This is a genomic window from Streptomyces sp. NPDC030814 (genome assembly GCF_055572155.1).
In genome coordinates, this window is the sequence record NZ_JBVIDX010000044.1 from 1 (window position 1) to 23908 (window position 23908).

Sequence of the window (23908 nt, forward strand, 5' to 3'; positions counted from 1 at the left end):
CTTCCCACGGCTTCGGCCGCGCCACCTCGCACCCCCGGATCATCGGTCCCGGAGTGATCCAACCACCTCGGAGATCATTTCGTTAGGACTTCTTAACGATGTGGTCCTCAACTGCCCTTCAGTGTCTGCTTGTTGTTGTCGTGGTACTGCTTGTGACAGCGGGTGCCACGGCGGCCGGAGCCGTCACCGAACCCCGGGGCGGAGCGCGGCCGTCCGTGGCCGCGACTCCTGATCGCCTGCGTTACGACGTGACCGTGCGCGGCGACGCCGACGGCTCCCACTGGAGTGGCCGGCAGCGGGTGTCGTTCCGCAACGCCGCCGAACGGCCCCTGCGCGAGGTGTACGTGCGCCTGTGGGGCAACGGTGCCGACGGGTGCGGTACGCCTGGAAGACCCTCTCCTGTCAACGTGTTCAACGTACGCGGGGGCAGTCCGGGGCGACCCACCGTGAACTGCTCGGCACTGCGCATCGCCTTGCCGAAGCCGCTGACGCGCGGGCAGCGGGCGAGCATCTCCTTCGACGTGTCCATCACCGTGCCCGAGCGCGCCGGCCGCTTCGGCCGTGAGGGCGCGTTCCGCTTCCTGGGCAACGCCCTGCCCGTGCTGGCCGTGCACGACGCGAAGGGGTGGCATCTCGACCCGCATGTGCCGATCGGCGAAAGCTTCTACAGCCTGGCCGGTGACTTCCGGGTTCGCATCGATCACCCGTCGGCTCTCAAGGTTCCCGCGACCGGACGTAGTTGGACGCAGGCGGGAGAAGCCGGACGCACCGTCACTCACAGCATCGCGCACCGGGTACGGGACTTCGCCTGGGCGGCCGGGCCGTTTCGTACGGCGAGTGAGACCTCGGCCGGTGGTGTGCGCGTGAAGTCGTACTGGGCACCGGACACGCCCGCCGCCGGAGTACGCCTGACCCGTAGGGAGGGCGTCGGCGCCGTCGACCGGTTCAGCAAGGAGTTCGGACGCTATCCCTACGGCGAGATCGACCTAGTGACGACCGGGAAGTTCGGCGGTGGAATGGAGTACCCCGGGCTGGTCCTCCTCGGCACCACCGACGAGGGCAGCGCCGTCGTCCACGAGGTGGCGCACCAGTGGTGGTACGGCATCGTGGGGAACGACCAGTACAAGGCGCCGTGGCTGGACGAGAGCTTCGCCCAGTACGCCAACGCGCGGTTCTACGGCTGGGACACCCGCGGGTGCTGGTCCGACATCGAGTGGCCGGACAAGCGGACCGCGCTGACCGACTCGATGGCCCGGTGGGCCGCGCACCGTGACCAGTACCACCTCGTCTACTCGGCCGGTTCCTGCGCGCTCGCGGACCTGGAACGCACCATCGGGGGCGCGGCCATGGCGCGACTCCTCAAGCGGTACGCACAGGACCACTGGTACGGCGTCTCCACCACCGCCGCGTTCAAGAAGGCCGCCCAATCGGCTACCAGCAAGGACCTCGGGCCCTTCTGGAAACGACACCGTATCCACTGACACCGGCAATCGACGTGCCGGAGGACTTGAAGCGCTCCGCCAGGCAGCTGGGCAAGCCAGATGAGATCGGGTCGTGGAGTCCCCGCCGAAAATGGCCCGCCCAGTGTCTGGCCCCACGGTCCCCCGGTCCGAATCTCTCGGCCGCATCCGATGGCGGCCGACACGGCGCACATCGTCTCCGCGTCCCAACGGCGTCCCAGAGCTCCCCAGTTCTCACAGGTCAACAGGGGTGGGACGGTCCCACTGTCCCGGGTGCGGCGCAGCGGTTGTCCGGAGCCCCCGGGGTCCTCGAATCTGCGGATGTCGCAAGCGTCACGGTGATGAATCGGTGACGCTGCGCTCCATTCAGCGGGGTCTCGGCCTGTCCAGCGCAGCGGTAGCTCCCCACCCGTACGTGTCATCCAAAGGAACCCATGTGAAGAAGTCCCGTATCGGCCGCGTGGCGGCCTCGGCCGTGCTGATCGGCAGCGGCGCCATAGTCTTCGTCCCCGCGTCGGCGGCCTCGGCCACCGAGGCTGACTGCGACGGCATTGCCGTCATCGGGCGTTTCCGGGCGGTTGAGTCCGGAGCCTCGTTCGACTTCAGGGGGCGCCGCGTCGAACTGCAGAACGAGTCGGCGCTCGACCGCTACAGCCGCGCGGAGATCAAGTCCGGCCGCAGGGCCGGCGACCGGCTGTGGGTCGACCGCAGCTTCCGCTCGTTCCCCAACACCAACGGCATCGTCAGCGACCAGCAGGCGAAGAGCGAGGGCTGGAAGATGTGCGGCCCGTACACCGGTAGCCGCACGCAGTCCGTCTTCAATGCCAACTTCGCCGCTCGCGCCTGCGGCGAGTTCGACGGCATCACCAAGTGCGGAAAGTGGTACGTGGACTGACGTGTTCCGGCGGTGGGGCGCCGAAGTGGTGCCCCACTGGGTGACCGGCTCCTGAAAGGCCGCCGCCCGTCCCCCGTGGACGGGCGGCGGCCTTGCGTGCGTCCGATGCTCGTGCCGGGTGCGGCCCCACTGATCATGCGCATTTTCCTCACCACTGGCTCCTGACAAAGGGGGTGCCGCTGTACGACCCTTGAGGGGCACCGCTCCGCCGACCGGGCTGACCGCCGGTCGCGCAGTGTGGTCGCTGTTGTTGAGCGAGGGGGAAGACAGGATGAAGACACGCCTGCTCTCCGGCGTGAACCATGTGCCGGGCAGGAGTACGGGCCTTCGGGCGGCCGGGATCGGAGACGACCGCCCTCCCGGGTGACGGCCGCGTCCGCGGGACGACCGCTGCCGGGCCACGCTCACCGGAGCAGCCGCTCCCGGGAGTCCGCGCAGGCGGCCCGTTCTCGCCTCGCCCGCCCTGCGGGCTGTGACGCCGCTGTCCACGCGATCCGTCCGCACGGAAACGGGCAGCCGCGTCAACCAGGACACACCTGCCAGTCGGTGGTTGCCGACGCCGACCAACACACGGGGAACACACGGTGCTGCGCATTCACTTCACCGCCGGGGACCTGGCCCGCGTCCATCTGGCGCGGGAGCCTGACCCGGTCTGGGAGACGCTGCTGGGTCTGCATCAGCTGACCGCGCCACGGCGGGGACTGCCGGTCTTCGCCCCCTGGCGGCGCGAAGCCCGCGCCCGACTGACGGAGGGTCATCTGGCGGGCCCGGCACGGATGTTGTCCACTCTGGCTCCCGCTTCGGCGGGCTACTGGCCCGACTTCCTGACCCCCGGTGCCTCGGCCGACGGCCTGGATGCCGCGCTGGAGGCGCTGCGGGCCACCCCCGAGCCGCAGTTACGCCAGGAGATGGACCGACTGGCCGAGACCCACCCCTTGCCTCGCTGGGCGCACCGTCTCGCCGGCGGCGAGCGGCACAGGATGGAGGAAGTCGCGACGGCGTTCCGTCTGGTGCACCGTACGATCATCACGCCTGACTGGACCGGGGCGGCCAGGACGACGGAGGCCGACCGGGCTCTGCGGACACGCGTCCTGCGCGACCGCGGTGTTGAGGGACTGCTGGATTCCTTTCGTCCGTTGATGGAATGGCGGCCGCCCGTACTGCACGTGCGCTACCCGGAAGACCGGGATCTCCATCTCGGCGGGCGCGGCCTGCGGCTCATCCCCTCCCACTTCTGCTGGAGGACCCCCATCGCCCTGGCCGACCCTTCCCTGCCCCAAGTCCTCGCGTACCCCGTCAACCACCCCCCGGTCTGGGCACCGGCCGCCACGCGCGACCGCCGCCCCGAAGCCCTGGCGACCCTGCTCGGCCGGACCCGCGCACGTGTGCTGGCGGCCCTGGACACCACCGCGACCACCGGAGAGGTCGCCCAACGCCTCGGCATCTCAGCGCCTTCGGCAAGCGAACACATCACCGCGCTGCGCGAGGTGAGCCTCGTACACAGCCGGCGCACCGGGCCTCAGGTCGTACACACTCTCACTGCGCTGGGAACGGCACTGCTCCGCGGCGAACTCCCGCCGCACGACCCGGCAGCGTGACAGCGATGCCCGGGTGGCGGCACGTGCGGCCGGCACGCCCCACGGCAGGCTCGCGCTGAGCGGATCACCGTCCGGCGGGAGTGGCGGCAGCAGGGGGGTGACCTGGGGCTGGTGGTTCGCGTTGCTCCGCTGCCGAGTGGTGAAGGCCCATTCGCCCTGGCCGAACTGCGAGCAGGACCCGTAGTCCCCCGGCCAGGGCGGCGGCCTTCGACGGAGAGCGTCTGCCGAGGGGAGCGGCACGGCGGGGCTGCGGGCCGGCGGCGGTAGTGTGGCGGCACGGTGACGAGGCGGGTGGTGGGTATGGAGTGGCGGGAGTACGCCGAGCAGATGGCTCTGCTCGCGCGGGATCTGCTGGCCCAGGACTCGGTCCAGGCGACGCTGGAGGAGATCGCGGCGTCGGCGGTCAAGCTGATCGACGGCTGCGACGCGGCCGGAATCCTCGCTGTGCGCAAGGGCCGGGCAGTGACCCTCGCTGCCTGCGGGGACATGGTCCAGGAGTGCGACCGTCTGCAGGGTGAGCTGGGTGAGGGGCCGTGTTTCGACCTGGCCCGCCGGAAGGACGGCGAGCGCCTGTACCGGATAGCGGACCTGACCCGGCCCGAGCCCGCCTGGGAGCGATTCGCCGCCTCCGCCCGCAAGCTGGGCATCGGCAGTATGACCGGTGTGCTGCTCTACACGAGTGATGAGGATTTCGGTGCCCTGAACCTGTACTCCCGTCGGCCCGGCGCCTCCGGCCAGGACATCGAGGCCGCCGGGTGGATGCTGGCGTCGCACGCCGCCGTCGCCCTGGCCGACGCACGCACCATCGACCAGCTCGAGCACGCCCTGGAGACGCGACATGCCATCGGTGAGGCCATGGGCATCCTCATGGAGCGCCACCGGCTGAGCCAGGACGAGGCCTTCAACGTGCTCCGCAGCATCTCCCAGCACCACAACATCAAACTGCGCGATGTCGCCCAGCGTGTGCGCGCCGAGCGCACCGCGCCGGAGTGATCAGCCCTCTCGCCTCCGGCGTCGGCCGGCGGCCGAAGCCCGGCCCGATGCCGGAGCCGTCGGGACCGCCGTGCCGTTGAACCGGCGGCCGGACGTTTCGGTAATCCGCCGCTTCGTCGCCTGCGTCGGCGGTGCAGCCGGCGCGGAAGCCGTTGACGACGCCGCGGTGCTTGCGGTCTCGCACGGACGCGGCATTCGTTTCTCCGCCCGCTCACCAGGGGGGCCGACCGCCCGTCGGCTCTCACATCCCTGCCTCACGAGATCTCGTCGGTCCCCTGGTTCGTTGCCGCGCCCTCCGTGGCCGCGCGCGCGGTCGGCACCCCGCTGGGCGCCGCCGGCCGCGGCCGGTCAGTGCGCGGCGAGGAGGTCGAGTGTGTCGATCACCCGGTGGGAGAAGCCCCATTCGTTGTCGTACCACGCGACCACCTTGACGTGGCGACCGTCGACGCGGGTGAGGGCCGAGTCGAAGATCGACGACGCGGGATTGCCCGTGATGTCGGACGACACGAGCGGGTCCTCCGAGTACTCGAGGATGCCGGCGAGCGGCCCCTCCGCTGCCGCGCGGTAGGCCGCCAGCACCTCGTCACGTGTCACATCGCGGGCGACGCTGGTGTTGAGTTCCACGATCGAACCCACCGGCACCGGAACGCGGATCGAGTCGCCCGACAGCTTGCCGTCGAGGTTCGGCAGCACCAGGCCGATCGCCTTCGCGGCGCCGGTCGTGGTCGGCACGATGTTGACGCCGGCGGCCCGGGCTCGGCGGGCGTCGCGGTGCGGACCGTCCTGGAGGTTCTGCTCCTGGGTGTAGGCATGCACCGTCGTCATGAACCCGTGCTCGATACCGGCGAGTTCGTCCAGAACCGCGGCCAGCGGCGCGAGCGCGTTGGTGGTGCAGGAGGCGTTCGAGACGATGGTGTGCACGTCCGGGTCGTAGGCGTCGGTGTTGACGCCGAACGCGAGAGTGACGTCCGCGCCGTCCGACGGCGCGCTGACCAGTACCTTCTTCGCGCCCGCGTCGAGGTGGGCCCGGGCGGCCTTCGCCGAGGTGAAGCGGCCGGTGGCCTCCAGGACGATGTCGACACCGAGTTCGGCCCACGGCAGTTGAGCCGGCTCACGCTCGGCCAGCACCGTGATCCGACGGCCGTCGACGACGAGGACGTCCCCGTCGACGGTCACCGGGCGCCCGAGCCGGCCGGCCGTGCTGTCGTAGGCGAGCAGCCGGGCGAGGGTGGCGGGCTCGGTGAGGTCGTTGACGGCGACGATCTCAAGGGCGCTGTCGCGTTCCAGCAGCGCGCGCAGCACATTGCGTCCGATGCGGCCGAATCCGTTGATGGCGATGCGAGTCATGAGTGAGGTCCCTTCCCTTCGCCACCAGGCTCGCCCGCGGCAGGCGCCGCTGACAGTGGCGGTATCGCCACGGTTCACAAGGATCCCGCCAGGTGGTGGTGGCGGTCACTCGCCCCGGGTGAAGGTGCGCCGGTACTCGCTCGGCGTGGTGCCGAGGATGCGCTGGAAGTGCAGACGCAGGTTCGCGCCGGTGCCGAGCCCCACGTCGGCGGCGATCTGTTCGACACTGCGCTGCGAGCGTTCGAGGAGTTCGCGGGCCAGGTCGATGCGGGCGCGCATCACCCACTGCATCGGCGTGTAGCCGGTCTCCTCGACGAAGCGCCGGGAGAAGGTGCGTGGCGAGACCCCAGCCTGCCGCGCCAGTGTGTCGAGGGTGAGGGGCTCGCCGAGCCGGTGCAGCGCCCACTCGCGGGTGGTGCCGAAGCGCTCGCCGAGCGGCTCGGGGACGCTGCGCGGCACGTACTGGGCCTGGCCGCCGCTGCGGTAGGGGGCCGCGACCAGGCGGCGGGCCGCGTGGTTGGAGGCCGCCACTCCGAGGTCGCCGCGCAGGATGTGCAGGCACAGGTCGATGCCGGAGGCCGCGCCCGCCGAGGTGAGCACGCTGCCCTCGTCGACGAACAGCACGTTCTCGTCGACCCGTACGAGGGGGTGCCTGGCCTTGAGTGCCCGGGTGTAGTGCCAGTGCGTCGTCGCACGCTTGCCGTCGAGCAGGCCCGTGGCGGCGAGCGCGAAGGCGCCCGTGGAGATGGCGGCGAGCCGCGCGCCCCGGTCGTGTGCGGCGACCAGTGCGTGGACGACGTCCTGGGGCGGGTCGTCGCGGTCCGGGAACCGGTAGCCGGGGACGAAGACGATGTCGGCCCACGCCAGGGCGTCGAGACCGTGGTCGACGTGGTACGCGAGACCGTCGCCGCCGGTCACGAGCCCGGGTGTCGCCCCGCACACCCGCACCTCGTACGGCATGCTCGCGCGGGTCGTGAAGACCTGCGCGGGAATTCCGACGTCCAGCGGCTTCGCACCTTCGAGCACGAGAACGGCGACGCGATGCAGGCGGGGTGCGGGCACAGGGAGAGGTTACGCGGCGCATGACGTCGGTACGCGCACCGCGGGGGTCGGGGAGAGACGACACCCCAGCCGAGCCGTCTTCCACGTGGGGAACAGGAGCGAATCCGGGGGCCGGCGAGGTGGGTGCGGGTGCCCGTCAGGGCCTTCGGCATGTGGCTTGCCCGGGACAGGGGCACCGATTGCCGAAGGCCGCGGGTGCCCGGCACTGGGCCGGGCGGGTTCGCGTCAGCCGCCCGTCATCGGGTAGGTCGAGATGACCTGCCCCTTGGTGTTCGCCTTGAGGTAACCACTGCCGTAGTCGTTGGAGAGGTAGACACTCATGGTCGGTTCCTCGTCGAAGACACCGGGCGGGGTGATGACGAGGTACCGGCTGGTGGGATCGTCCACGCCGAGGGTCTTCTCGGCCTTGCGCAGCAGCCCCGGCACGGTGTCCCACGCGAAGTCGTCCAGGTCGGCGGGGCCGTCTCCGCTGGTGATGGTGCCGCCGGGGCCGTCCTTGACCGCGACGTCGCCGCCACGGTAGCTGAAGCTGTCGTACAGCTTCTCCTTGCCCTTCACGGGCGCCTCGGCCAGTGCGTACTCGGGGTAGACGACGAAGCGGGTGACCTTCGAACCGCCCATGACCGCCTTGAACTTGGCGACGGTGGTCCGCAGACCGTCCGCGGTGAGCAGGTCGCCGGTCTGCTGTGAGGTACCGGTCCCCTGCGAGTCGTCGCCGTTCGAGCCGCCGGACTTCTCGTCGTCCTTGGCTGCGTCCGCCGACGCCGTGGCGCCTCCCTCGGGGGTGGCCGTGGAGGACGACGAGGCCCCGGAGTCCTTCTTGTCGCCTCCGGAGTCGGGCAGTTGCGTCCACACCAGGACGCCCGTCAGCGCCGTCGCGGCGACAGAGGTCACGACGGCGAGGACGGGGCGTCGCCGCCGTGTGCGGCTGCCCGTGACCTTGGTGCCGGGCGGAGGCACGACGCCGAGGTCGGGAACGGCGGGCCCGCCCTGGTTCGTCGGGCTCCAGGGCGAGGCGCCCCCGGCGGTCGGGGGCGACCCCGCTCCGGGCGGCGGCGTGAGCCGGTACGACGTGGCCGAGGTGTCCGCGGGGGGCGGACCGTAAGACGGGGGCGGGCCGAAGGCGGGGGCCGGGCCGAAGCCCGGGACGGCGTCGGCCGGGGGCGCGCCGGTCGCCGGGGGCGCGCCGGTCGCCGGGGGCGCGCCGGTCGCCGGGGGCTCGGCCTGTCCCGCCGCGACGGCCAGCATGCGGTCCACCTCCTCCGCTCCCGGACGCGCGAGCGGGTCCCGGACCAGCAGGGCGGTCAGTACGTCGGTCAGCGGCCCGGCTTGACGGGGCGGCGGGACATCCTCGCTGAGCACGGCGGCGAGCGTGGCGAGAGTGCTGTCCCGGCGCAGCGGATGGTGGGCCTCGACGGCCACGTACAGCAGCATCGCGAGAGACCACAGGTCGGAGGCGGGTCCTCCCTCTTTGCCACTGACCCGCTCCGGCGCCATGTAGTCGGGCGAGCCTATGACGGAACCGGTGGCGGTGAGGCTGGTGGCCTCGCGGACGGCGGCGATCCCGAAGTCGGTGAGGACGGGGCGTCCGTCGGGGCGCAGCAGGACGTTCGCCGGCTTCACGTCCCGGTGTTCGATGCCGACCGCATGGGCGGCACGCAACGCGTCGAGCACTTCCCGGCCCATGCGGGCCGCCTCGGACGGTTCCAAGCGGCCCTTGTCGAGGCGGTCCTGGAGCGAGCCACCGGTGAGCAGCTCCATGACGATCCACGGGTACGTGCCCTCGCCGCCGTCGACGATGTGGTGGATGGTGACGACGTTCGGGTGGTGGACGCGGGCCAAGGCCCGGGCTTCCCGGAGTACGCGTTCGCGCAGGGTTCGGGCGCCCTCCGGGTCGTACTCGGCGAGGCCGGGGTCAGGCGGGCGGACCTCCTTCACGGCGACCTCGCGGTGCAGCGCCAAGTCGCGGGCCCGCCAGACCCATCCCATTCCCCCGCCGCCAAGCCGCCCGACGAGTTCGAAGCGGCCGTCGATCACCCGTCTGCCGGGCTCCGTTCTGCTCATGCGGGGAGCCTAGACGGACGCGACGACAGCAGGGACGGTGAGTCCCGGTTCGTGAGGAATCGGAGATCCACAGCGGGGAACAGGCAGAGGGGTCAGGTCACATCAGGTCCGGTCGCCGTGTGGTGGTACCGCGGTGGATGGGCGTTCCACCGCGGTCGCGCCGGTCGCCGGGCCCTCGGCTCGGCATCGGCGTCCGCTTCGGCGTCACTTCACGATGACGTAGATCTTGCGCACGGTTTCGATGGTCTTCCACACACCGACGAAGCCCGGTTTCATGACAAAGCTGTCGCCGGCCCTGAAGACCATCGGCTCGCCCTCTTCAGGCGTGAGTTCGACGACGCCGGAGAGGATGTGGCAGAACTCGAATGTCTCGCCCTTGATCGACCGCGTCTCGCCGGGCGTCGCTTCCCAGACTCCCGTATGGATCGTGTCCCCGCGGGTGAGGTCCTGGGTCCAGGTCTTGAAGGCCGGATTGCCGGAGACCAGGCGTTCCGCGGGTGGGCCGGACTCGCGCGGCGCGAAGGAGGGGTGGGGGTCGATGGTCTTCAGGAGCGACATGTTCTCCCTTTCCAAAGCTTGAGGCATCGGTAGCCGCGGGGGTCCGCTCACTGAGCCCGATCAGTCGCGTGACCCCCATATACATGCCACATAGTGGCACACCATGCTGTATTGCGGCATGAGGATGACAGCCCTTCCAGAGGGAGTCAAGCGAGCGGCGCTTCGGCCGAGGGAGCGGACCGCCCTCAGGACGGGAAGTTGACCGCGCCGGTGTCGACGTGGCCGCCCAGCGCGGACGAGCCGCCGGCCGGGACCTGGTGGCCGAAGGCGTCGACGCACGTCGACGGCCGGCCCCGCTCCGCCGGACGAGCCGGTCGGCAGGCCTGGGTCGTCGTCGGTGTCCGTCCGTCCTGGCCCGGGTGTGATCGCCGACAGCCAGGCGGACGTCGGCACGGTCCGGGCCGCGCCCGCGTGGCGTGCGGCGCACGTCGGCGAATCGGTGGCGATGCGGAAGGCGGAGCTTTCATACCGGCCCGGCAGCGACGGCAGTTCGGGCGCCATGACCCAGATGGTCACGACCGGCTTGAAGGTGCGTGCGTGTCCGCGGGCCCCAGCGACGCCGCCAGGGAAACGGGCTGCGCCGACTGGGGCGCCACCCGGTGGACCTCCCCCGCTCCGGCCCGCCGATGACCCTGCAACCACAGGGACGTCATCGCCAACAACCCGGTGAAGACCACCACGAAGAGCACGGACAGCCACATGGGCCGGCCCCCGGGATGATCCCATCCCTCCCAGGCCGCCAATACCGCCCATCCGAAGGCGGCCGCTGCGTAGAAGGCGCGGATGCGGCGCAGTTGACGTACGACCCGCAGGGGCATGGGGTGATCACTTTCCGGTGCCATGCCCGCCCGGGTACCCCCAACTTCCCCGAATTCACCGGGCATGTGCCGAACCCGGCTCCACATGCCCACTGAGCCAGGACCGGCCCGCCCAACCGCCGGACCGGACCGGCATGCAAGGGACCCGAGCGGGCAGACGGTTTCCCCGGGAAGTTGGAGGACGCCATGACCGTGACCGAGCAGCCGGCCGAACCGGCGGAACAGGGCACCGCCCGCCGCGCACCCCGCACCCGGCGCGGCCCCGCACGCGGTGCGGAAGCGCCGGAAGCGGCGCACGAGAGGGTCAACCGCCGCTGGAACGAGATCCTGCAGGAGACGCGGGTGACCCAGACCGGTGTGCAGATCCTCTTCGGTTTTCTGCTCAGCGTGGCCTTCACGCCGTCGTTCAAGGAGCTGGAGGCGCTGGATCGCGGTATCTACGTCACCACCGTGGTGCTCGGTGCGGCGGCCACCGGAGCGCTGATAGCGCCCGTCTCGATCCACCGTTTCCTGTCGGGTCAGCGCATGAAGGACGATCTGGTGGAGACCGCGGGGCGCCTGATGATGTGCGGCATGGTCCTCCTCGCGCTGACGATCGGCTGCACACTTCTGCTGATCCTGCGGTTCGTGGTCCCGGGCGTCCTCGCGGAAGTGCTCGTCGGTGGAGTCATGTTGTGGTTCGGCCTGTGCTGGTACGTGCTGCCGCTGAGCCTGCGCCGCCGCGCCGCCCGGCGCTCCCGCGCACACGACGACGCATAGCCCCCTTCCCCTTGCGGGCCACCGGAAAAAGCTCGGGCCTACGGCTTCAAAGGGAGCGGGAACAGCATGCAGCTGCTGGTGGCATGGGCGAGGAGGCGGTCCTTGTCGTCGATCAGCTTCGCCTCGGCCAGCGCGGTCTGACGGCCGCCGTTGAGGACGGTGCCGATGGCGCGGACCCTGCCGGTGTCCACCGTGATGCGCCGCAGGAACTTCACGGTCAGGTCGAGGGAGGTGTACGCCATGCCGGCCGGCAGCGTGGACTGCACGGCGCAACCCGCCGCCGAGTCGAGCAGGGTGGCGAAGACCCCGCCGTGCACACTGCCGATCGGGTTGTAGTGCTCCTCCCCCGGCACCAGCGAGAACACCGCCCGGCCGAACTCCACCTCCTCGAGGGCCATGTCCAGCGTGGCCGAGACGGGCGGGGCCGGCAGCCGGCCCTCGCGCAGATCGCGCAGGAACTCCAGGCCGGAGACGCGGCCCACCGCGGCCGCCGTCAGCTCGGGGTCCTCCCACTCGTACGTACGTGTCCGCCCCACCGTTGCCTGCCTCCCGCTCCACCCACCTGACTTCGTAGATCGAAGTTAGCTGGCGCGCCTTCTGACTGTCAATGACGAAGCCAGAGTCCCTACCATGACGACATGGAGTGGCTTGAGGTGAGTACGGAGAACTGCCCCGTACAGCGCACGCTCGACGTGGTCGGCGAGAAATGGAGTCTGCTGATCCTGCGGGACGCCGCCAACGGCGTACGCAGGTTCGACGACTTCCGCCGCCACATGGGGGTGTCCGAGGCCGTCCTGAGCGACAGGCTGCGGAAGCTGACGGCGGCCGGCATCCTGACGACCGTCCCCTACCAGGAGCCCGGCAGCCGCGCACGCAACGAGTACCGGCTCACACCCAAGGGGTGGGATCTGTGGCCGGTCCTGGTCGCGCTGCGCCAGTGGGGCGAGACGCACGCCGCCGACCCGGAGGGCCCGGTGCTCGACGTGCGGCATTCGGCCTGCGGGGCGCCGGTCCGCGTGGTGGTCGAGTGCTCCGCCGAGCACACCCCGCTGACCCCCCGGGACGTCACGGCCCGGCCGGGAGCGGGGGCTCGTCGGCAGAACGGCGTGCGCTGAGCCGAGGTCCGCCCCGTCCCGCCCGGTCCCGTTCGGTCCTGTCCCGGGCGTGAAGCGGCGCCGACCGGGAATCCGCTTGTTCGGGCTCGCCCGGCACCCGTGACGTACTGGTCGTCATGGGCCAGTAGGAGGTGTGGCATGCTCTACGACCCGATATCGGCCCCTTCGGCTCCCGGCGGCGCGCCCGTGACGGCAGCGCGCAAGCAGCGTCTGCGCCGGCGCCTGGAGCGGCTGATCGGGGTGGCCGCCACCGAAGGAAACGATCTCGTGCCGCTGCGCAACGGGGACCAGATCTTCCCCGCGATGCTCGGGGCGATACGCTCCGCCCGACACACCATCGACATGATGACGTTCGTGTACTGGCGGGGCCAGATCGCCCGTGACTTCGCCGCCGCCCTGGCCGAACGCGCCCGTGCGGGGGTGCGCGTACGGCTGCTGCTCGACGGCTTCGGCGCCAAGGAGATCGAGGGGCGGCTGCTGGACCTCATGAGCGACGCGGGCGTGCAAGTGGCCTGGTTCCGCAAGCCGGTGTGGCTGTCGCCGTTCAAGCAGAATCACCGCTGCCACCGCAAGGCTCTCATCGTCGACGAGCACACCGCCTTCACCGGCGGCGTCGGTATCGCCGAGGAATGGTGCGGCGACGCCCGCACCCCTTCCGAGTGGCGGGACACCCATGTGCAGGTCCGCGGTCCGGCCGTGGACGGGATCGCCGCCGCCTTCGCGCAGAACTGGGCGGAGTGCCACGACGAGCTCTTCGACCACCGGGACCGCTTCACCCAACACCCCCAGGTGGGTTCGTCCGTGGTCCAGGTCGTGCGTGGCTCCGCGAGCATCGGCTGGCAGGACATGCAGACCCTCATCCGGATCATGCTCACCTCCGCCGAGGAACGCTTCCGGCTGGCCACCGCCTACTTCGCCCCAGACGCCTACTTCATCGACCTGCTCCGCGAAACCGCTCGTCGAGGTGTGCGCGTCGAGATCCTCCTGCCCGGCCCCCACACCGACCAGCGCGTCTGTCAGCTCGCCGGCCGGCATCACTACACCCGGCTGCTCCAGGCCGGCGTGCGCATCCGTCAGTTCCAGCCGACCATGATGCACGCCAAGATCATCACCGTGGACTCGGTCGCCGCCCTCATCGGATCCACCAACTTCAACCGGCGATCCATGGACCACGACGAGGAGGTCATGCTCGCCGTACTGGACGAGGAGTTCACCGCCGCGCTCGATCGCGATTACGACGCGGACCTCGAGAACAGTGTGGCCATCGACCTCGCGCGATGGAGACGACGAGCGTGGCTCCAACGCGCCGAGGAAGCGGCGGTCACCCCGATCCGCCGCTTCCTGTGAACCGGGCTCCACCGACCCCTGCGTGTTCAGGCCCGCACAGGTGTCGGACCGCAGCGGGCGCGTGCGGCCCGGCACCTGAACCCGGAGAGGCGCCGCACCGCGGACGCGCCTGGGTCGTGTCCGCAGAGTCCCGTCGTCCGCCTGGCGGGCGGGCGGCGCAGGCGGGACTTGGCGGTCGCGATCTAGAAGTGCCGCAGGCGCATCAGGAACTGACAGCCGCCTGAGCGGTTGTCGGCGTCGATCTTCACTGTGACCGGAGTCCCGGCGAAGGCGGAACGGTACTGGCCCGCGGGCAGGGCGTCCGGGCACTGACCGGCGTCGCCGTCGGGGTAGAACTGGACGTCGAGGACGATGTTGCCCGTCACGGTGAAGGTGAGGTTGCACCAGCCCGGCCGGCCGTCGGTGTCGACCCGGACGGCCTGCCCGAACACCTGGATCGGCAGGATCGGCGCCGCGTAGGTGTCCTGGTGGTTCCCGCACTGACCGGCGTCACCGCCGGCGCTGGGCCGGAGTGCGTAGCTGACGGAGGCCCCCGAGAGGACCCTGTCCGGGTCGTGGACGCCGAACGCCAACTGGCAGCCGCCGGAACGGCCGTCGGTGTCGAAGCGGATGGCCTGCGTCCAGCTCGGCGAGGCAGCCCACTGCTCCCCGGTCGTCCCGCCGCACTGGCCCGCGTCGCCGTCGGCGTTGAACTGGATGCCGAGCTGCGGAGGTACGCCGCGCGGGGCCGTTTCCGTCGCGTACGCCGCCGTACTGGACAGACCGGCGGCCATGAATGCGGCTGCGGCCAGAACGCCGGCCAGTGATCTCCGACGTCCGGCCATCAGTAATCCCCTCATACGAGAGTCTCCTCGAAGTTCGTGGGCACGACGGATGGGCCCGCCGTGCCGCTGTCGTGTGCCGACCGGCCGGCAGGCCCGGCTAGTCCAGACCGCAGTATTGGTCGCCGAAGCCGCGCCCGTATCGCCATGAACACGCCAATCTCCGCGACCGAGGCGATCGCAAGGGTCGCGGATCCGGGCGGTGGCCATGGTCGCGGAACCGGAGGTGGCCACGGTCGCGGAACCGGACGGTGGTGACGGCCGCGACGTCGGCGCCCTGCCGCAGCCGGACGGCGGCCGGCTGCGGCAGTCCATGATGCACTGCCATGGAGGCGGCGGCCCGTGCGAGGCATGCAGGGGCCGGCCGATCAGGAGGTGTTGTCAGCCAATATGACGTCCGCCGGCACTGACAGGGCAAGCGCCTTCACCCCGCGGACGGGTGCCCGCCTCCCGACCGCATGCCGGGTCACGAGTCAGAGTCGGACGACCCCGCTGTTTCGCGTCGCAACGGCCCGGCTCCGCGCTCTCCGAGGAATATGACGGGCCGATCCCCTCCCGATGCACGACCGCAACGCGTCAAGCCGGTTGCACCCGAGCGCGGCCGGCCGGCAGGAGCGGCACAAGCGGAACGTCGAGCACCGCACTCCAAGGCTCGACAGGCGTCTGATTCCGGCCCGCTGAGCAGAACCCCAAGGACGCCTGGACCCTTGTTCGGGCTCCGCGGGGATGATTAGGCTCCTGCTCGCTTTCGCACTTCCTGCACATATTCCACGCATCACGACTGATGTCGGCGAATCTCCCTCTGCTTTGGCATACGTATGTCGTTTGCCATCTCCGCAGGCGGGGGCGTGCGTCGCGGCGCAGCAAAGGGGGTGGAGCACCATCGACGCGTTCACGCGCCGTCCTGTCGACGACGAGTCGTCCGTGCCGGTCGCCGAGCCCTCCGCACCCGATGCCGCTTCCCCCGCCGTACGCGATGCCGGCGCCGGGCGCACCCGCGGGAGACGCGACCTCGCCGTCTTCTGGTGCGTCAACGCCGTCGACGGGCTGGGGAGTCAGGCCTCGGGGCTGGTGTTCCCCCTGCTGCTCCTGGATCTGGGGCACGGTCCCGGAGTCGTCGGCGTGTTCGCCGGCGCCGCCGCTCTGGCGGGGGTGGCGCTCGGCCCGCTGGTCGCCCTGCCCGCGGACCGGGGGTACCGGCGCCGCATCATGACCGGCGCGGCTGTGATCGCGGCAGTGGCGATGGCGGGTCTGGCCCTGTCGTGCCTACGGCATCCGCCGTTGTGGGTCCTGCTGGTCCTGGCCTTCACCGAGCGTCTGTGCGCGACGGCGTACGAGACGGCCGCGCGTGGGGCCCTGGCCCTGCTGGCGGCGCCGGACGACATGCCGCGAGCCGTGGCGAACGTGCAGGCGGGAGACCAGGCCGCGCTGGTGGCCGGGCCGGCGTTGGGCGGCGTCCTGTTCGGAGTCGGCCGCTCCCTGCCGTTCGTGGTCGACGCGGTCTCGTACGCGGTGGCGGCGCTCGGGGTACTGGCCATCCGTACGCCCCTGAACGCTCCGGACGCCGGGAGTTCGCCGGTGACACCGGACGGCGGGGCTGCGCCGGACGCACCTACCGACAGCGCCCGGTGGCGGCGGTCCGCGGTCCCGGGGGCCGCGCGGGCCGGTCTGACGGTGGTGATGCGCTCCCCCGTGCTGCGGCTGGTGCTGTGGTGGACGTCTGTCGCGAGCGGTGGACTGACCCTGCTGTTCTACACGGCGGTGTTCGTCCTGGGCCCTGCTGCGGGCGGTGCCGCGACGGGTGGGGTGCTGGCCGTGTCCGGCGCTGCCGGTCTCGTCGGCTCACTGCTGGCACCTCGTGTGGTACGACGGCTCGGGGCCGGGCGGTCGCTGACGGCGGCCACCTGGTCGCTCCTGCCCCCGTGCGTGGCCCTGGGCGTGGCGGGGGCTCCATGGCTGTGGGGAGTGTGCTTCGCCGTCATCTGCCTGGTGCTCCCCGTGGTCACCGTGGTCCTGGGTACGGCGGCCGTCCTCGCCGTACCGCAGGGGCTGCAGTCCCGGACGGGGGCCGTACTCGCAGTGGCCACCGCCGTGACGGCCGCCGGAGCGCCCGCCGTCGCGGCCGCCCTGGTCACCTGGGGCGGCCCGCGGCTCCCCGCTGCGGCCTGCGCGGTGGTCTCGGCGCTGCTCGCGGTCCGTACGCAGCGGATGGCGCCGGCGGTGCTGCGTTCCCTGGTGTCCGCCGGGGCGGGCGAGTCCTCCCGCACGGCCGGCGCACCCCCGGAGCGTCACTGATGAGCGGCCTCTACCACGTGTTCGTGACCGCGCTCCCCGACGTCTGCCCCACGACCCCGCACCGCATGGTCCTCACCGCGGATGCCGATGGGCGCTGCGAGGTGTTCGCCTGGGACGCCATGGCGGGCCGGGCCCGCCAGGTCACCGACAGCCCCGGGGGCACGTTTCACCGGGCGATCGACGCCGACGGTCACGTGTGGTGGTTCGAGGAGGACGCCGCGGGGCTGGGCCGCTGGTGGTTCCAGCACTTCGACGGCGGTCCCCGCTTACCGGGCCTGCCCGGTGCACCGCCCGGACAGCCGCGCGGCCTGGCCGTGACCGCGGACGGTCTGACCGCAGCGGCGTTCAGCCGGGGACGGGAGACCGCGGTACTCGTCGGCCGACGGGGCCGCGTCCCTCGGGAGGTGGTGCGCACGCGCCGGGCCTGCCGGCTGGGAGGGATCAGTGCGGACGGCACCCTGATCGCGCTGGCGTCGTCGGCCGACGACACGGCAGCCGTCACCGTCCTCACGTGTGACGGACGGGTCGTCGCCGAACTGCCGGGCCCCGACCATCCGGGCGACCGGCTGTGGTGCCAGGGCTTCTCGTCCCGCCCCGGACACCCGGAACTGCTGCTGGTGCGGGACCTCGGCGACCGCTACGCCCCCGCCACCTGGGACCCGGACAGGGGACTGCGTACGCACTCGTGGAGCGCCTTCGACACGGAGATCACCGCCCGTTGGTGTCCGGAGAAACGGATGGTTCTGGTGCGACAGGACCGGCACGGCCGCTCCCTGCTGCACCTCGTGGACCTGGACACCCGGCAGCGGACTGTCGTGCCGACTCCCGTCGGCAGCGTGCTGGACGCGGCGCCCCGGGCCGGTGGGGCCGTCGACTATCTGTGGACCGATACCGCACACCCCCCGGTCCTGTGCAGAGCGCCCGGAACGGTGGACCGGTCGACGCCGGCCGACGCCGCACCGCTCGTGCTGCCTCCCTCCAGCCCGTCGACCGTGGTTGCCGGTATCCACACCGAGCGGTGGACTCCCACCGGCTCGGGGCGCGTGCACAGTCTGCTGAGTCTTCCTCAGACCGAGGGCAGGACGCCGCCCCCCGCCGTGTTCCTCGTCCACGGCGGGCCCGCCGACCACGACCGGGACGCCTACGACGCGACCGTGCACTCACTGGTGGCCTCGGGCTATGCCGTGGTCCGCGTCAACTACCGCGGTTCCACCGGCTACGGGCCCCACTGGCGGCGGGCCTTCCCCGCCGGGGTCGGCCACACCCAGGTGGAGGACCTGACCGCCGTCCGCGCCGACCTCGTCTCCGCCGGCCTGATCGCCGGTGGTGCCTGCGCGCTGTGGGGGGTGTCCTGGGGCGCGTACCTCGTGCTGCTCGCGCTCGGCTCGCGTCCCGGGCTGTGGCAGGCCGGTGTAGCCGTGAAACCGGTCGCCGACTGGGTCGCCGCACACCGCGCCACCACACCGGCCCTGCGTGCTCTGGACATCAGGCTGTTCGGGGGCAGCCCGGACGAAGTCCCGGCACGGTACGCCGCCAGCTCACCGATCACATACGCGGCGAAGGTCTCGGCGCCCCTGCTCGTGGTCGGCGCCACGCACGACGCCAAGTGCCCTCCGGGGCAGATCCGCACCTACCTAGACGCCCTGGCGGCCGCCGGCGTCACCTACGACGCCATGTGGCTCGACACCGGGCACGACGGCTACGACGGCGCCGCGCACGTCGCCGTCCTGCGGCATGCCCTGCGCTTCCTGCGCGACCGGCTTCCCGACCCGGCGCACCGCGCCATCGGAACTCCCCCCGCACCCACGGGGGGACTCCGGTCCCGCTGAGCCACCAGCGGGACCGGACGCACAGCACCACTTCACATCACCGAGGAGGAACCGTGCAGAAGGACATCATCCACAACGACCCGCTCGCGGGCGACGAGGAGAACCGCAAGCCCGGCATCGGCATCACCATCACCATCCCGTTCCGCAACGCGGACGAGGGCGCCGACGAGGAGTGATCCTCACCCGGCCGGCCCCGGAGAACCAGGGGCCGGCCGGGTCTTCCACCGGCCCTTCTCCTGCCCCGTCGTCCCCCGAGGAGCCGACTGTGCGTGTCCTCCTGCTCAACATGCCCTGGTCCCCCATCGACCTGCCGTCCCTGGCCCTCGGCATCCTCAAGCGCAGTGTCGACGAACGCGTTCCCGGCGCGACGTGCGAGGTGCTGCACGCCAACCTGGAGTTCACCGACTGGATCACCGAGCGCACCGAGTTCTCCGCCGAGGACTACGAGTACTTCGCACTGTCCTCGTACTTCCTCGGCTGCGGCGACTGGGTGTTCTCCAGCGCCCTGTACGACGATCCGGCGTGGAAGACGACCGAGTTCACCGACGTGATGACCGGCAAGCTGCGCGCCTCCCGCCTGCGCATGAGCAAGCAACTGCACGACATCGTGCCGGAGTTCGTGCAGGAGATCGCCCGCCGGGTGGCCGGCCTCGCACCCGACGTCGTGGGTCTGACGTCCACCTTCCAGCAGAACACGGCGGCCCTGGCCGCGGCCCGGCAGATCAAGCGGCTCTCCCCCGGCATCGTCACGGTCATGGGCGGCGCCAACTGCGACGCCGAACAGGGCGCCGCCGTCCACCGCAACTTCCCCTTCGTCGACTTCGTGGTGCGCGGCGAGGGCGAGGAGGCGTTCCCCCGCCTGCTCCAGGCCCTGCAACAGGCGCCGGAAGCCCCCTCCACCGCGCTCGCGGACATCCCGGGGCTGTGCCACCGCGCCGACGGTGTCTCCGTCGCCAACCCGATGCCGACCGGCCCGATGCCTCCCGCGGCGATCCTTCCCCCCGACTACAGCGGCTACTTCGAACGCCTCGCCGCGTCCGTCGCCCGCAACTGGGTGGAGCCGAAGCTCGTGGTCGAAGGGGCCCGGGGCTGCTGGTGGGGCGAGAAGCACCACTGCACGTTCTGCGGTCTGAACGGCTCGTTCATGCAGTTCCGCAGCAAGAGCCCGGACACCTTCTACCAGGAGATCATGGACCTGGCGGAGCGCCACCGGGTCCTCGACATGTACGTCGTCGACAACATCCTGGACATGCGGTACCTGTCCACCGTGCTGCCCCGGATCATCGACAGCGGCTACGACCTGCGCATGCACATCGAGATCAAGGCCAACATGCGCCGCCCCCAGCTGCAGGTCCTCGCCGACGCCGGACTCATCTACGTCCAGCCCGGCATCGAGAGTCTCAACAGCCGGGTCCTCGACCTCATGGACAAGGGGGTCAGCGGCTGCCAGAACGTGCGGATGCTCCGGGACGCGGCCGAGACGGGGCTCTCCGTGTCCTGGAACTACCTGCACGGCTTCCCGGGTGAGACCGCGGAGGACTACGAGCCGGTGATTCGGCAGCTGCCCGCGCTCGAACACCTCAACCCCCCGGTCGACCTGTCCGCCCGGATCGCGATCGAACGGTTCAGCCCCTACTTCAACCGCCCCGAACTGGGCTTCACCGGTCTGCGTCCGGAGGAGCACTACCTGTTCACCTATGACCTGCCCGAAGAGGAACTGCACGATCTGGCCTATGTCTTCCAGGCGCCCGAGCGCGGCATCGGGACGGCCACCGTGAACCGGCTCAACGACGCCATCGGCGCGTGGAAGAAGCACCACACGGATGCCCGGCTCACCCACACCGATCTGGGCGACGAGATCGTCCTCGTCAGCCGGCGGCACTCCTTCACCTGGCGGACCCTGCGGCTGGCCGATCCGTTCGCCGTCGCCGCGTTCCGTCTGCTGGACCAGCCGCACTCCCCCAAGGCACTGCACCGCAAGCTCACCTCCGACGCGGCGTTCGGCGACCGTACCGCGCAGGACGTGCGGGACCTGCTGGAGGAGTGGACCGCGAAGGGGGTGGCCTTCACCGACGCGGGCCAGTACGTCCATGTCGCGCCCGCCTCGGTCAACCAGGATCTGCTGCGCCTCGATTACATGCGCCATGTGCACAGCGTGTCGGCCGCCGGTCCCGAGGAGGGACTCGCGGCCACGGCTCCCGCCGCCCCGGCGCCCGCGCTGCCCTGATCACCGCCCTCCCCCTTCCCTCATCCGGCCACGGACACCGACAAGGACCGAGCATGCCAGCAAGCACACCCACGCCGACCTCGACACCGACCCCGACTGTCCGGGCATGGCGGGACCACGACACGCAGGCCCGTTCGCTGCCGGGCATGTCCCTGGGCCGTGTCTCTCTCACAGCCGGTCCCGACGACGCCCGCCACCTGTGGTCCCTCGGCGCACGCCTCGTCGAACTCGACGTCCCCGTGGACCTCTCCGCATCGGGGCCGGATGCCGCGCGTACGGCGATCGACCAGCTGAGCCTGGTCCGGGATCTGACGGCCCGTGCCGTCCAGGTCGACTGGGACCTGGTCCTGCCGCCGGACCGCGCGGACCACCTGTGGAAGGTCCTCTCCCATCTGCATCCGCCCCGCACGCTCAGCGGCCCCGCCGACCACGACAGCGCACTCCACGCCTGGCGGACCCGCCACTACCTCTGCAAGCTGGTGTGGCGTCAAGGACCGGGGTTCCTGCAGATCCGCGACCGGCGCTGGGGGGACCTGCGGCGGTTCACCGCCGACGAGCCCCGCTACGCGGAGGCCGTCACCGCACTCGACCGCGGCCTGCACCACGCGGACGTCCCCGCGGACATCCTGGAGGAGTTCTCCTGCGAGCACCTCGTCCTGCGGGTCGAGGAGCTGGTGTGGTGGCTTCCGTACCGGGTGTCGCGGTGGCTCCAGGAGGCGATGGCCGTCTGAGGGTGTGCCGGTGGGGTCGGTGGTGGCGGCTCGTCGTCACCGTGAACGGGATGCTCGGGGCCATGTCGTCATCGGACGGCTCCCTGAGCTGAGCAGCTGGTCCGACGTGAGGAGACAGTCGATGACAGCGAGCAGTGGGCGGATCGGGCGCCGTTGCACCAGGGCCGCGGCGGTGCTGGTGACCGTGGTCGTCACGGCGGCCGTGGTGGCACCGGGCGCATCGGCGGCCGGCGGTCCGGCCCCGTCGGGCGTCCGCTCCACCGTGGTCTCGGATGCGCTGAGCGATCCGACACCCGAGGAGCAGGAGCGTCTTCGGGAAGTGGCCGGTGCGATCTGGACACCTGAGCTGGCGGCCGGATGGAACATGAACGCCGAAGTGGCCGACATCCTCTCCACGGCCACGGGAGAGATCCTTCGGTGCAGCGAGGCGTTCGCCCTCGTGCCTCGCCCGCCGGGCTTCGTGCCCGGTGTCGGATACCTCCTCAGCTACTGGCAGAACATCCGCGACTACTTCCGAGCCGTCAGGACCAGCCGGACGTACCGCGCCTGCGTCGTCACCGCCGCGGCCAACTACCGCTCCCCCGTCGAACTCGCTTCCATGGGCATCTGACCCGGTTTCACGCTCTGTGCCGTCAGGCCGCGCCGGTACGTGACCTGGGCTGGGGGCCGACGTGTTCCCCGACCACCGTGCGGGGAAACCGGGAAGCCCAAGCCCTCTCCTTACGGCCCGGCGAAAGGTACGACGTGCCTGAACCCGACACCACGGCCGGGCCGAGCGGTACGGCTGCTTCCACGAGAACGGCAAGTGGTCCGGGACGAAGCGGTGGGCGTCACCGGGCAGACACTGACCTCAACGACCGGGCCGGGTGCGTCTGTGCCGACACCTTCTGCACGAGGCACGACCTGCGACCTGCGACCTGCGACCTGCGACCTGCGACCTGCGCCCCACCGTCTCGGGTGACATGTAGGCCCACCACCCTCAGGACGGCGCTCCGTAGTGGGCGGCGATCGTGGCGGCGCGGTCACGGAGTGCCTTGCGCAACCCCTGCGGGGACAGGGCTTCGGCGTGCGTGCCGAGGCGCCACAGTGCCCATTCGGCGTGCTGCGCGTCCTGGAAGGTGACCTCCAGCCGCAGCCGGCCGTCCCCGTCGGGCTCCTCGGCGAGGACGGCCAGTGCGCTGCCCACCAGTTCCTCCCGCCGCTCCCGGTCCAGCCGTACCAGCACGGTGACCTGGTCGCCGCTCGAGCGGAACCGCGTACTTCGGTCCTGCCAGACCCGGTCCAGATCGACCCGCTCCGGCCGCTGAGCCTGCTCGGCGAGCTCCTTGGCGGTCAGGATGCGCGACAGCCGGTAGGTGCGATCCGCGCCGGAACGCGTGGCCAGCAGATAGCCCTGGCCGCGCACCGTGACCAGTCCGATCGGGTCGACCGTGCGCCACTTCGGCGCCTGGTCCACGGCCGCGTAACGGATCCGCAGCCTGTGTCCCGCGAACACCGCGCGCCGGACCTCGGCCACGACGGTGTCCGGTACCTCCTCGGCGACCAGCCTGCGCGACAGCAGATCGGTCTCCGGTTCGATGAGCAGACGCTGAGCCGCTCCGGCCGCCGTGGCCCGCTGGTTCTCCGGCAGCGCGTCCACCACCTTGCGCATCGCCGAAGCGAGCGCCGCACCGAGTCCGAACGCCTGGGCGCCCCGCCTCGATCCGGCGACGAGCAGCGCGAGTGCCTCGTCGTGGCTCAGCCCCGTCAGCTCGGTCCGGAAACCGGGCAGCAGCGCGAACCCACCGTGCCGGCCGCGTTCGGCATAGACCGGGACACCGGCCGCGGACAGCGCGTCGATGTCGCGCAGCACCGTGCGCGTGGACACCTCCAACTCCCGGGCCAGCGCCGTCGCGGACAGCCTCCCGTGCTGCCGCAGCAGGAGCACCAGGGAAACCAACCGGTCGGCGCGCATGCCCAGAACCTACCGGGAATACGTGACACAAGATG

General features: G+C 71.2%; 21 protein-coding genes. 13 read left to right on the top strand and 8 right to left on the bottom strand.

The window, feature by feature from the left end:
• The first annotated feature begins 98 nt into the window (after positions 1-98).
• From ACZ43N_RS41340 to ACZ43N_RS41355, 4 genes are all read left to right on the top strand, one after another.
• The gene (locus ACZ43N_RS41340; protein WP_468104830.1) at positions 99-1481 is read left to right on the top strand and encodes a M1 family metallopeptidase; all 1383 of its coding nucleotides are present in this window, start codon (positions 99-101) and stop codon (positions 1479-1481) included.
• 415 nt (positions 1482-1896) lie between these two features.
• Complete coding sequence (locus tag ACZ43N_RS41345; protein ID WP_468104831.1) at positions 1897-2355, top strand: hypothetical protein; 459 nt, start codon at positions 1897-1899, stop codon at positions 2353-2355.
• Positions 2356-2939: 584 nt separating this feature from the next.
• Positions 2940-3953, top strand: a complete 1014-nt coding sequence (locus ACZ43N_RS41350; RefSeq protein ID WP_468104832.1) for a winged helix-turn-helix domain-containing protein — start codon at positions 2940-2942, stop codon at positions 3951-3953.
• Positions 3954-4253: 300 nt separating this feature from the next.
• Positions 4254-4946 carry a GAF and ANTAR domain-containing protein gene (locus tag ACZ43N_RS41355; RefSeq protein ID WP_468104833.1) on the top strand — a complete coding sequence of 231 codons (693 nt, stop codon included), beginning with the start codon at positions 4254-4256 and terminating at the stop codon, positions 4944-4946.
• Between the two features lie 348 nt (positions 4947-5294).
• On the opposite strand, the gene gap is transcribed toward ACZ43N_RS41355, so the two are convergent.
• From gap to ACZ43N_RS41380, 5 genes are all read right to left on the bottom strand, one after another.
• The gene (gene gap, locus ACZ43N_RS41360) at positions 5295-6293 is read right to left on the bottom strand and encodes a type I glyceraldehyde-3-phosphate dehydrogenase (protein ID WP_468104835.1); all 999 of its coding nucleotides are present in this window, start codon (positions 6291-6293) and stop codon (positions 5295-5297) included.
• Positions 6294-6398: 105 nt separating this feature from the next.
• Complete coding sequence (locus tag ACZ43N_RS41365) at positions 6399-7355, bottom strand: GlxA family transcriptional regulator (protein ID WP_468104836.1); 957 nt, start codon at positions 7353-7355, stop codon at positions 6399-6401.
• Positions 7356-7580: 225 nt separating this feature from the next.
• Complete coding sequence (locus tag ACZ43N_RS41370; RefSeq protein WP_468104837.1) at positions 7581-9419, bottom strand: serine/threonine-protein kinase; 1839 nt, start codon at positions 9417-9419, stop codon at positions 7581-7583.
• Positions 9420-9623: 204 nt separating this feature from the next.
• Complete coding sequence (locus ACZ43N_RS41375; RefSeq protein WP_468104839.1) at positions 9624-9977, bottom strand: cupin domain-containing protein; 354 nt, start codon at positions 9975-9977, stop codon at positions 9624-9626.
• Positions 9978-10489: 512 nt separating this feature from the next.
• A complete protein-coding gene (locus ACZ43N_RS41380) occupies positions 10490-10819 on the bottom strand; it encodes a hypothetical protein (protein WP_468104840.1) in 330 nt (109 codons plus the stop codon).
• 162 nt (positions 10820-10981) lie between these two features.
• Here ACZ43N_RS41380 and ACZ43N_RS41385 point away from each other — a divergent pair, with 162 nt between their 5' ends.
• The gene (locus tag ACZ43N_RS41385; RefSeq protein ID WP_468104841.1) at positions 10982-11554 is read left to right on the top strand and encodes a DUF6328 family protein; all 573 of its coding nucleotides are present in this window, start codon (positions 10982-10984) and stop codon (positions 11552-11554) included.
• A 38-nt stretch (positions 11555-11592) separates the two neighbouring features.
• Here ACZ43N_RS41385 and ACZ43N_RS41390 read toward each other — a convergent pair whose 3' ends face one another.
• The gene (locus ACZ43N_RS41390; RefSeq protein ID WP_468104842.1) at positions 11593-12090 is read right to left on the bottom strand and encodes a PaaI family thioesterase; all 498 of its coding nucleotides are present in this window, start codon (positions 12088-12090) and stop codon (positions 11593-11595) included.
• 102 nt (positions 12091-12192) lie between these two features.
• Here ACZ43N_RS41390 and ACZ43N_RS41395 point away from each other — a divergent pair, with 102 nt between their 5' ends.
• Both ACZ43N_RS41395 and ACZ43N_RS41400 read left to right on the top strand, forming a co-directional pair.
• Positions 12193-12669, top strand: a complete 477-nt coding sequence (locus ACZ43N_RS41395) for a winged helix-turn-helix transcriptional regulator (protein WP_468104843.1) — start codon at positions 12193-12195, stop codon at positions 12667-12669.
• A gap of 138 nt (positions 12670-12807) precedes the next feature.
• On the top strand, positions 12808-14016 hold the full coding sequence (locus tag ACZ43N_RS41400; RefSeq protein WP_468104845.1) for a phospholipase D-like domain-containing protein: 1209 nt from the start codon (positions 12808-12810) through the stop codon (positions 14014-14016).
• Between the two features lie 182 nt (positions 14017-14198).
• Here the strand turns inward: ACZ43N_RS41400 and ACZ43N_RS41405 are convergent, their stop codons facing one another.
• Positions 14199-14855, bottom strand: coding sequence for a hypothetical protein (locus ACZ43N_RS41405; protein ID WP_468104846.1), 657 nt, complete (start codon positions 14853-14855; stop codon positions 14199-14201).
• An 807-nt stretch (positions 14856-15662) separates the two neighbouring features.
• On the opposite strand from ACZ43N_RS41405, the gene ACZ43N_RS41410 reads away from it, so the two are divergent.
• The 6 genes from ACZ43N_RS41410 to ACZ43N_RS41435 all read left to right on the top strand — a co-directional run bounded on the left by ACZ43N_RS41410 (position 15663) and on the right by ACZ43N_RS41435 (position 22529).
• On the top strand, positions 15663-17132 hold the full coding sequence (locus ACZ43N_RS41410) for an MFS transporter (RefSeq protein WP_468104848.1): 1470 nt from the start codon (positions 15663-15665) through the stop codon (positions 17130-17132).
• Positions 17132-18961: a S9 family peptidase gene (locus tag ACZ43N_RS41415; protein WP_468104849.1), complete on the top strand. Its 1830-nt coding sequence runs from the start codon at positions 17132-17134 to the stop codon at positions 18959-18961. The genes ACZ43N_RS41410 and ACZ43N_RS41415 overlap by 1 nt, the downstream gene beginning before the upstream one ends.
• A 53-nt stretch (positions 18962-19014) precedes the next feature.
• A complete protein-coding gene (locus ACZ43N_RS41420; protein ID WP_468104851.1) occupies positions 19015-19137 on the top strand; it encodes a hypothetical protein in 123 nt (40 codons plus the stop codon).
• A gap of 89 nt (positions 19138-19226) precedes the next feature.
• The gene (locus ACZ43N_RS41425) at positions 19227-21188 is read left to right on the top strand and encodes a RiPP maturation radical SAM C-methyltransferase (RefSeq protein ID WP_468104853.1); all 1962 of its coding nucleotides are present in this window, start codon (positions 19227-19229) and stop codon (positions 21186-21188) included.
• Between the two features lie 53 nt (positions 21189-21241).
• Positions 21242-21919: a DUF5825 family protein gene (locus tag ACZ43N_RS41430; RefSeq protein ID WP_468104855.1), complete on the top strand. Its 678-nt coding sequence runs from the start codon at positions 21242-21244 to the stop codon at positions 21917-21919.
• 121 nt (positions 21920-22040) lie between these two features.
• The gene (locus ACZ43N_RS41435; protein ID WP_468104857.1) at positions 22041-22529 is read left to right on the top strand and encodes a hypothetical protein; all 489 of its coding nucleotides are present in this window, start codon (positions 22041-22043) and stop codon (positions 22527-22529) included.
• Positions 22530-22898: 369 nt separating this feature from the next.
• Here ACZ43N_RS41435 and ACZ43N_RS41440 read toward each other — a convergent pair whose 3' ends face one another.
• Complete coding sequence (locus ACZ43N_RS41440) at positions 22899-23873, bottom strand: helix-turn-helix transcriptional regulator (RefSeq protein WP_468104859.1); 975 nt, start codon at positions 23871-23873, stop codon at positions 22899-22901.
• Between the last annotated feature and the right edge of the window lie 35 nt (positions 23874-23908).

Excerpts from the sequence above, each read along its gene's own strand:
- ACZ43N_RS41340 (WP_468104830.1), top strand. The coding sequence starts at position 99 with ATGTGGTCCTCAACTGCCCTTCAGTGTCTGCTTGTTGTTGTCGTGGTA.
- ACZ43N_RS41355 (WP_468104833.1), top strand. The coding sequence starts at position 4,254 with ATGGAGTGGCGGGAGTACGCCGAGCAGATGGCTCTGCTCGCGCGGGAT.
- gap (WP_468104835.1), bottom strand. The coding sequence starts at position 6,293 with ATGACTCGCATCGCCATCAACGGATTCGGCCGCATCGGACGCAATGTG.
- ACZ43N_RS41370 (WP_468104837.1), bottom strand. The coding sequence starts at position 9,419 with ATGAGCAGAACGGAGCCCGGCAGACGGGTGATCGACGGCCGCTTCGAA.
- ACZ43N_RS41375 (WP_468104839.1), bottom strand. The coding sequence starts at position 9,977 with ATGTCGCTCCTGAAGACCATCGACCCCCACCCCTCCTTCGCGCCGCGC.
- ACZ43N_RS41380 (WP_468104840.1), bottom strand. The coding sequence starts at position 10,819 with ATGGCACCGGAAAGTGATCACCCCATGCCCCTGCGGGTCGTACGTCAA.
- ACZ43N_RS41385 (WP_468104841.1), top strand. The coding sequence starts at position 10,982 with ATGACCGTGACCGAGCAGCCGGCCGAACCGGCGGAACAGGGCACCGCC.
- ACZ43N_RS41395 (WP_468104843.1), top strand. The coding sequence starts at position 12,193 with ATGGAGTGGCTTGAGGTGAGTACGGAGAACTGCCCCGTACAGCGCACG.
- ACZ43N_RS41400 (WP_468104845.1), top strand. The coding sequence starts at position 12,808 with ATGCTCTACGACCCGATATCGGCCCCTTCGGCTCCCGGCGGCGCGCCC.
- ACZ43N_RS41405 (WP_468104846.1), bottom strand. The coding sequence starts at position 14,855 with ATGAGGGGATTACTGATGGCCGGACGTCGGAGATCACTGGCCGGCGTT.
- ACZ43N_RS41415 (WP_468104849.1), top strand. The coding sequence starts at position 17,132 with ATGAGCGGCCTCTACCACGTGTTCGTGACCGCGCTCCCCGACGTCTGC.
- ACZ43N_RS41430 (WP_468104855.1), top strand. The coding sequence starts at position 21,242 with ATGCCAGCAAGCACACCCACGCCGACCTCGACACCGACCCCGACTGTC.
- ACZ43N_RS41435 (WP_468104857.1), top strand. The coding sequence starts at position 22,041 with ATGACAGCGAGCAGTGGGCGGATCGGGCGCCGTTGCACCAGGGCCGCG.
- ACZ43N_RS41440 (WP_468104859.1), bottom strand. The coding sequence starts at position 23,873 with ATGCGCGCCGACCGGTTGGTTTCCCTGGTGCTCCTGCTGCGGCAGCAC.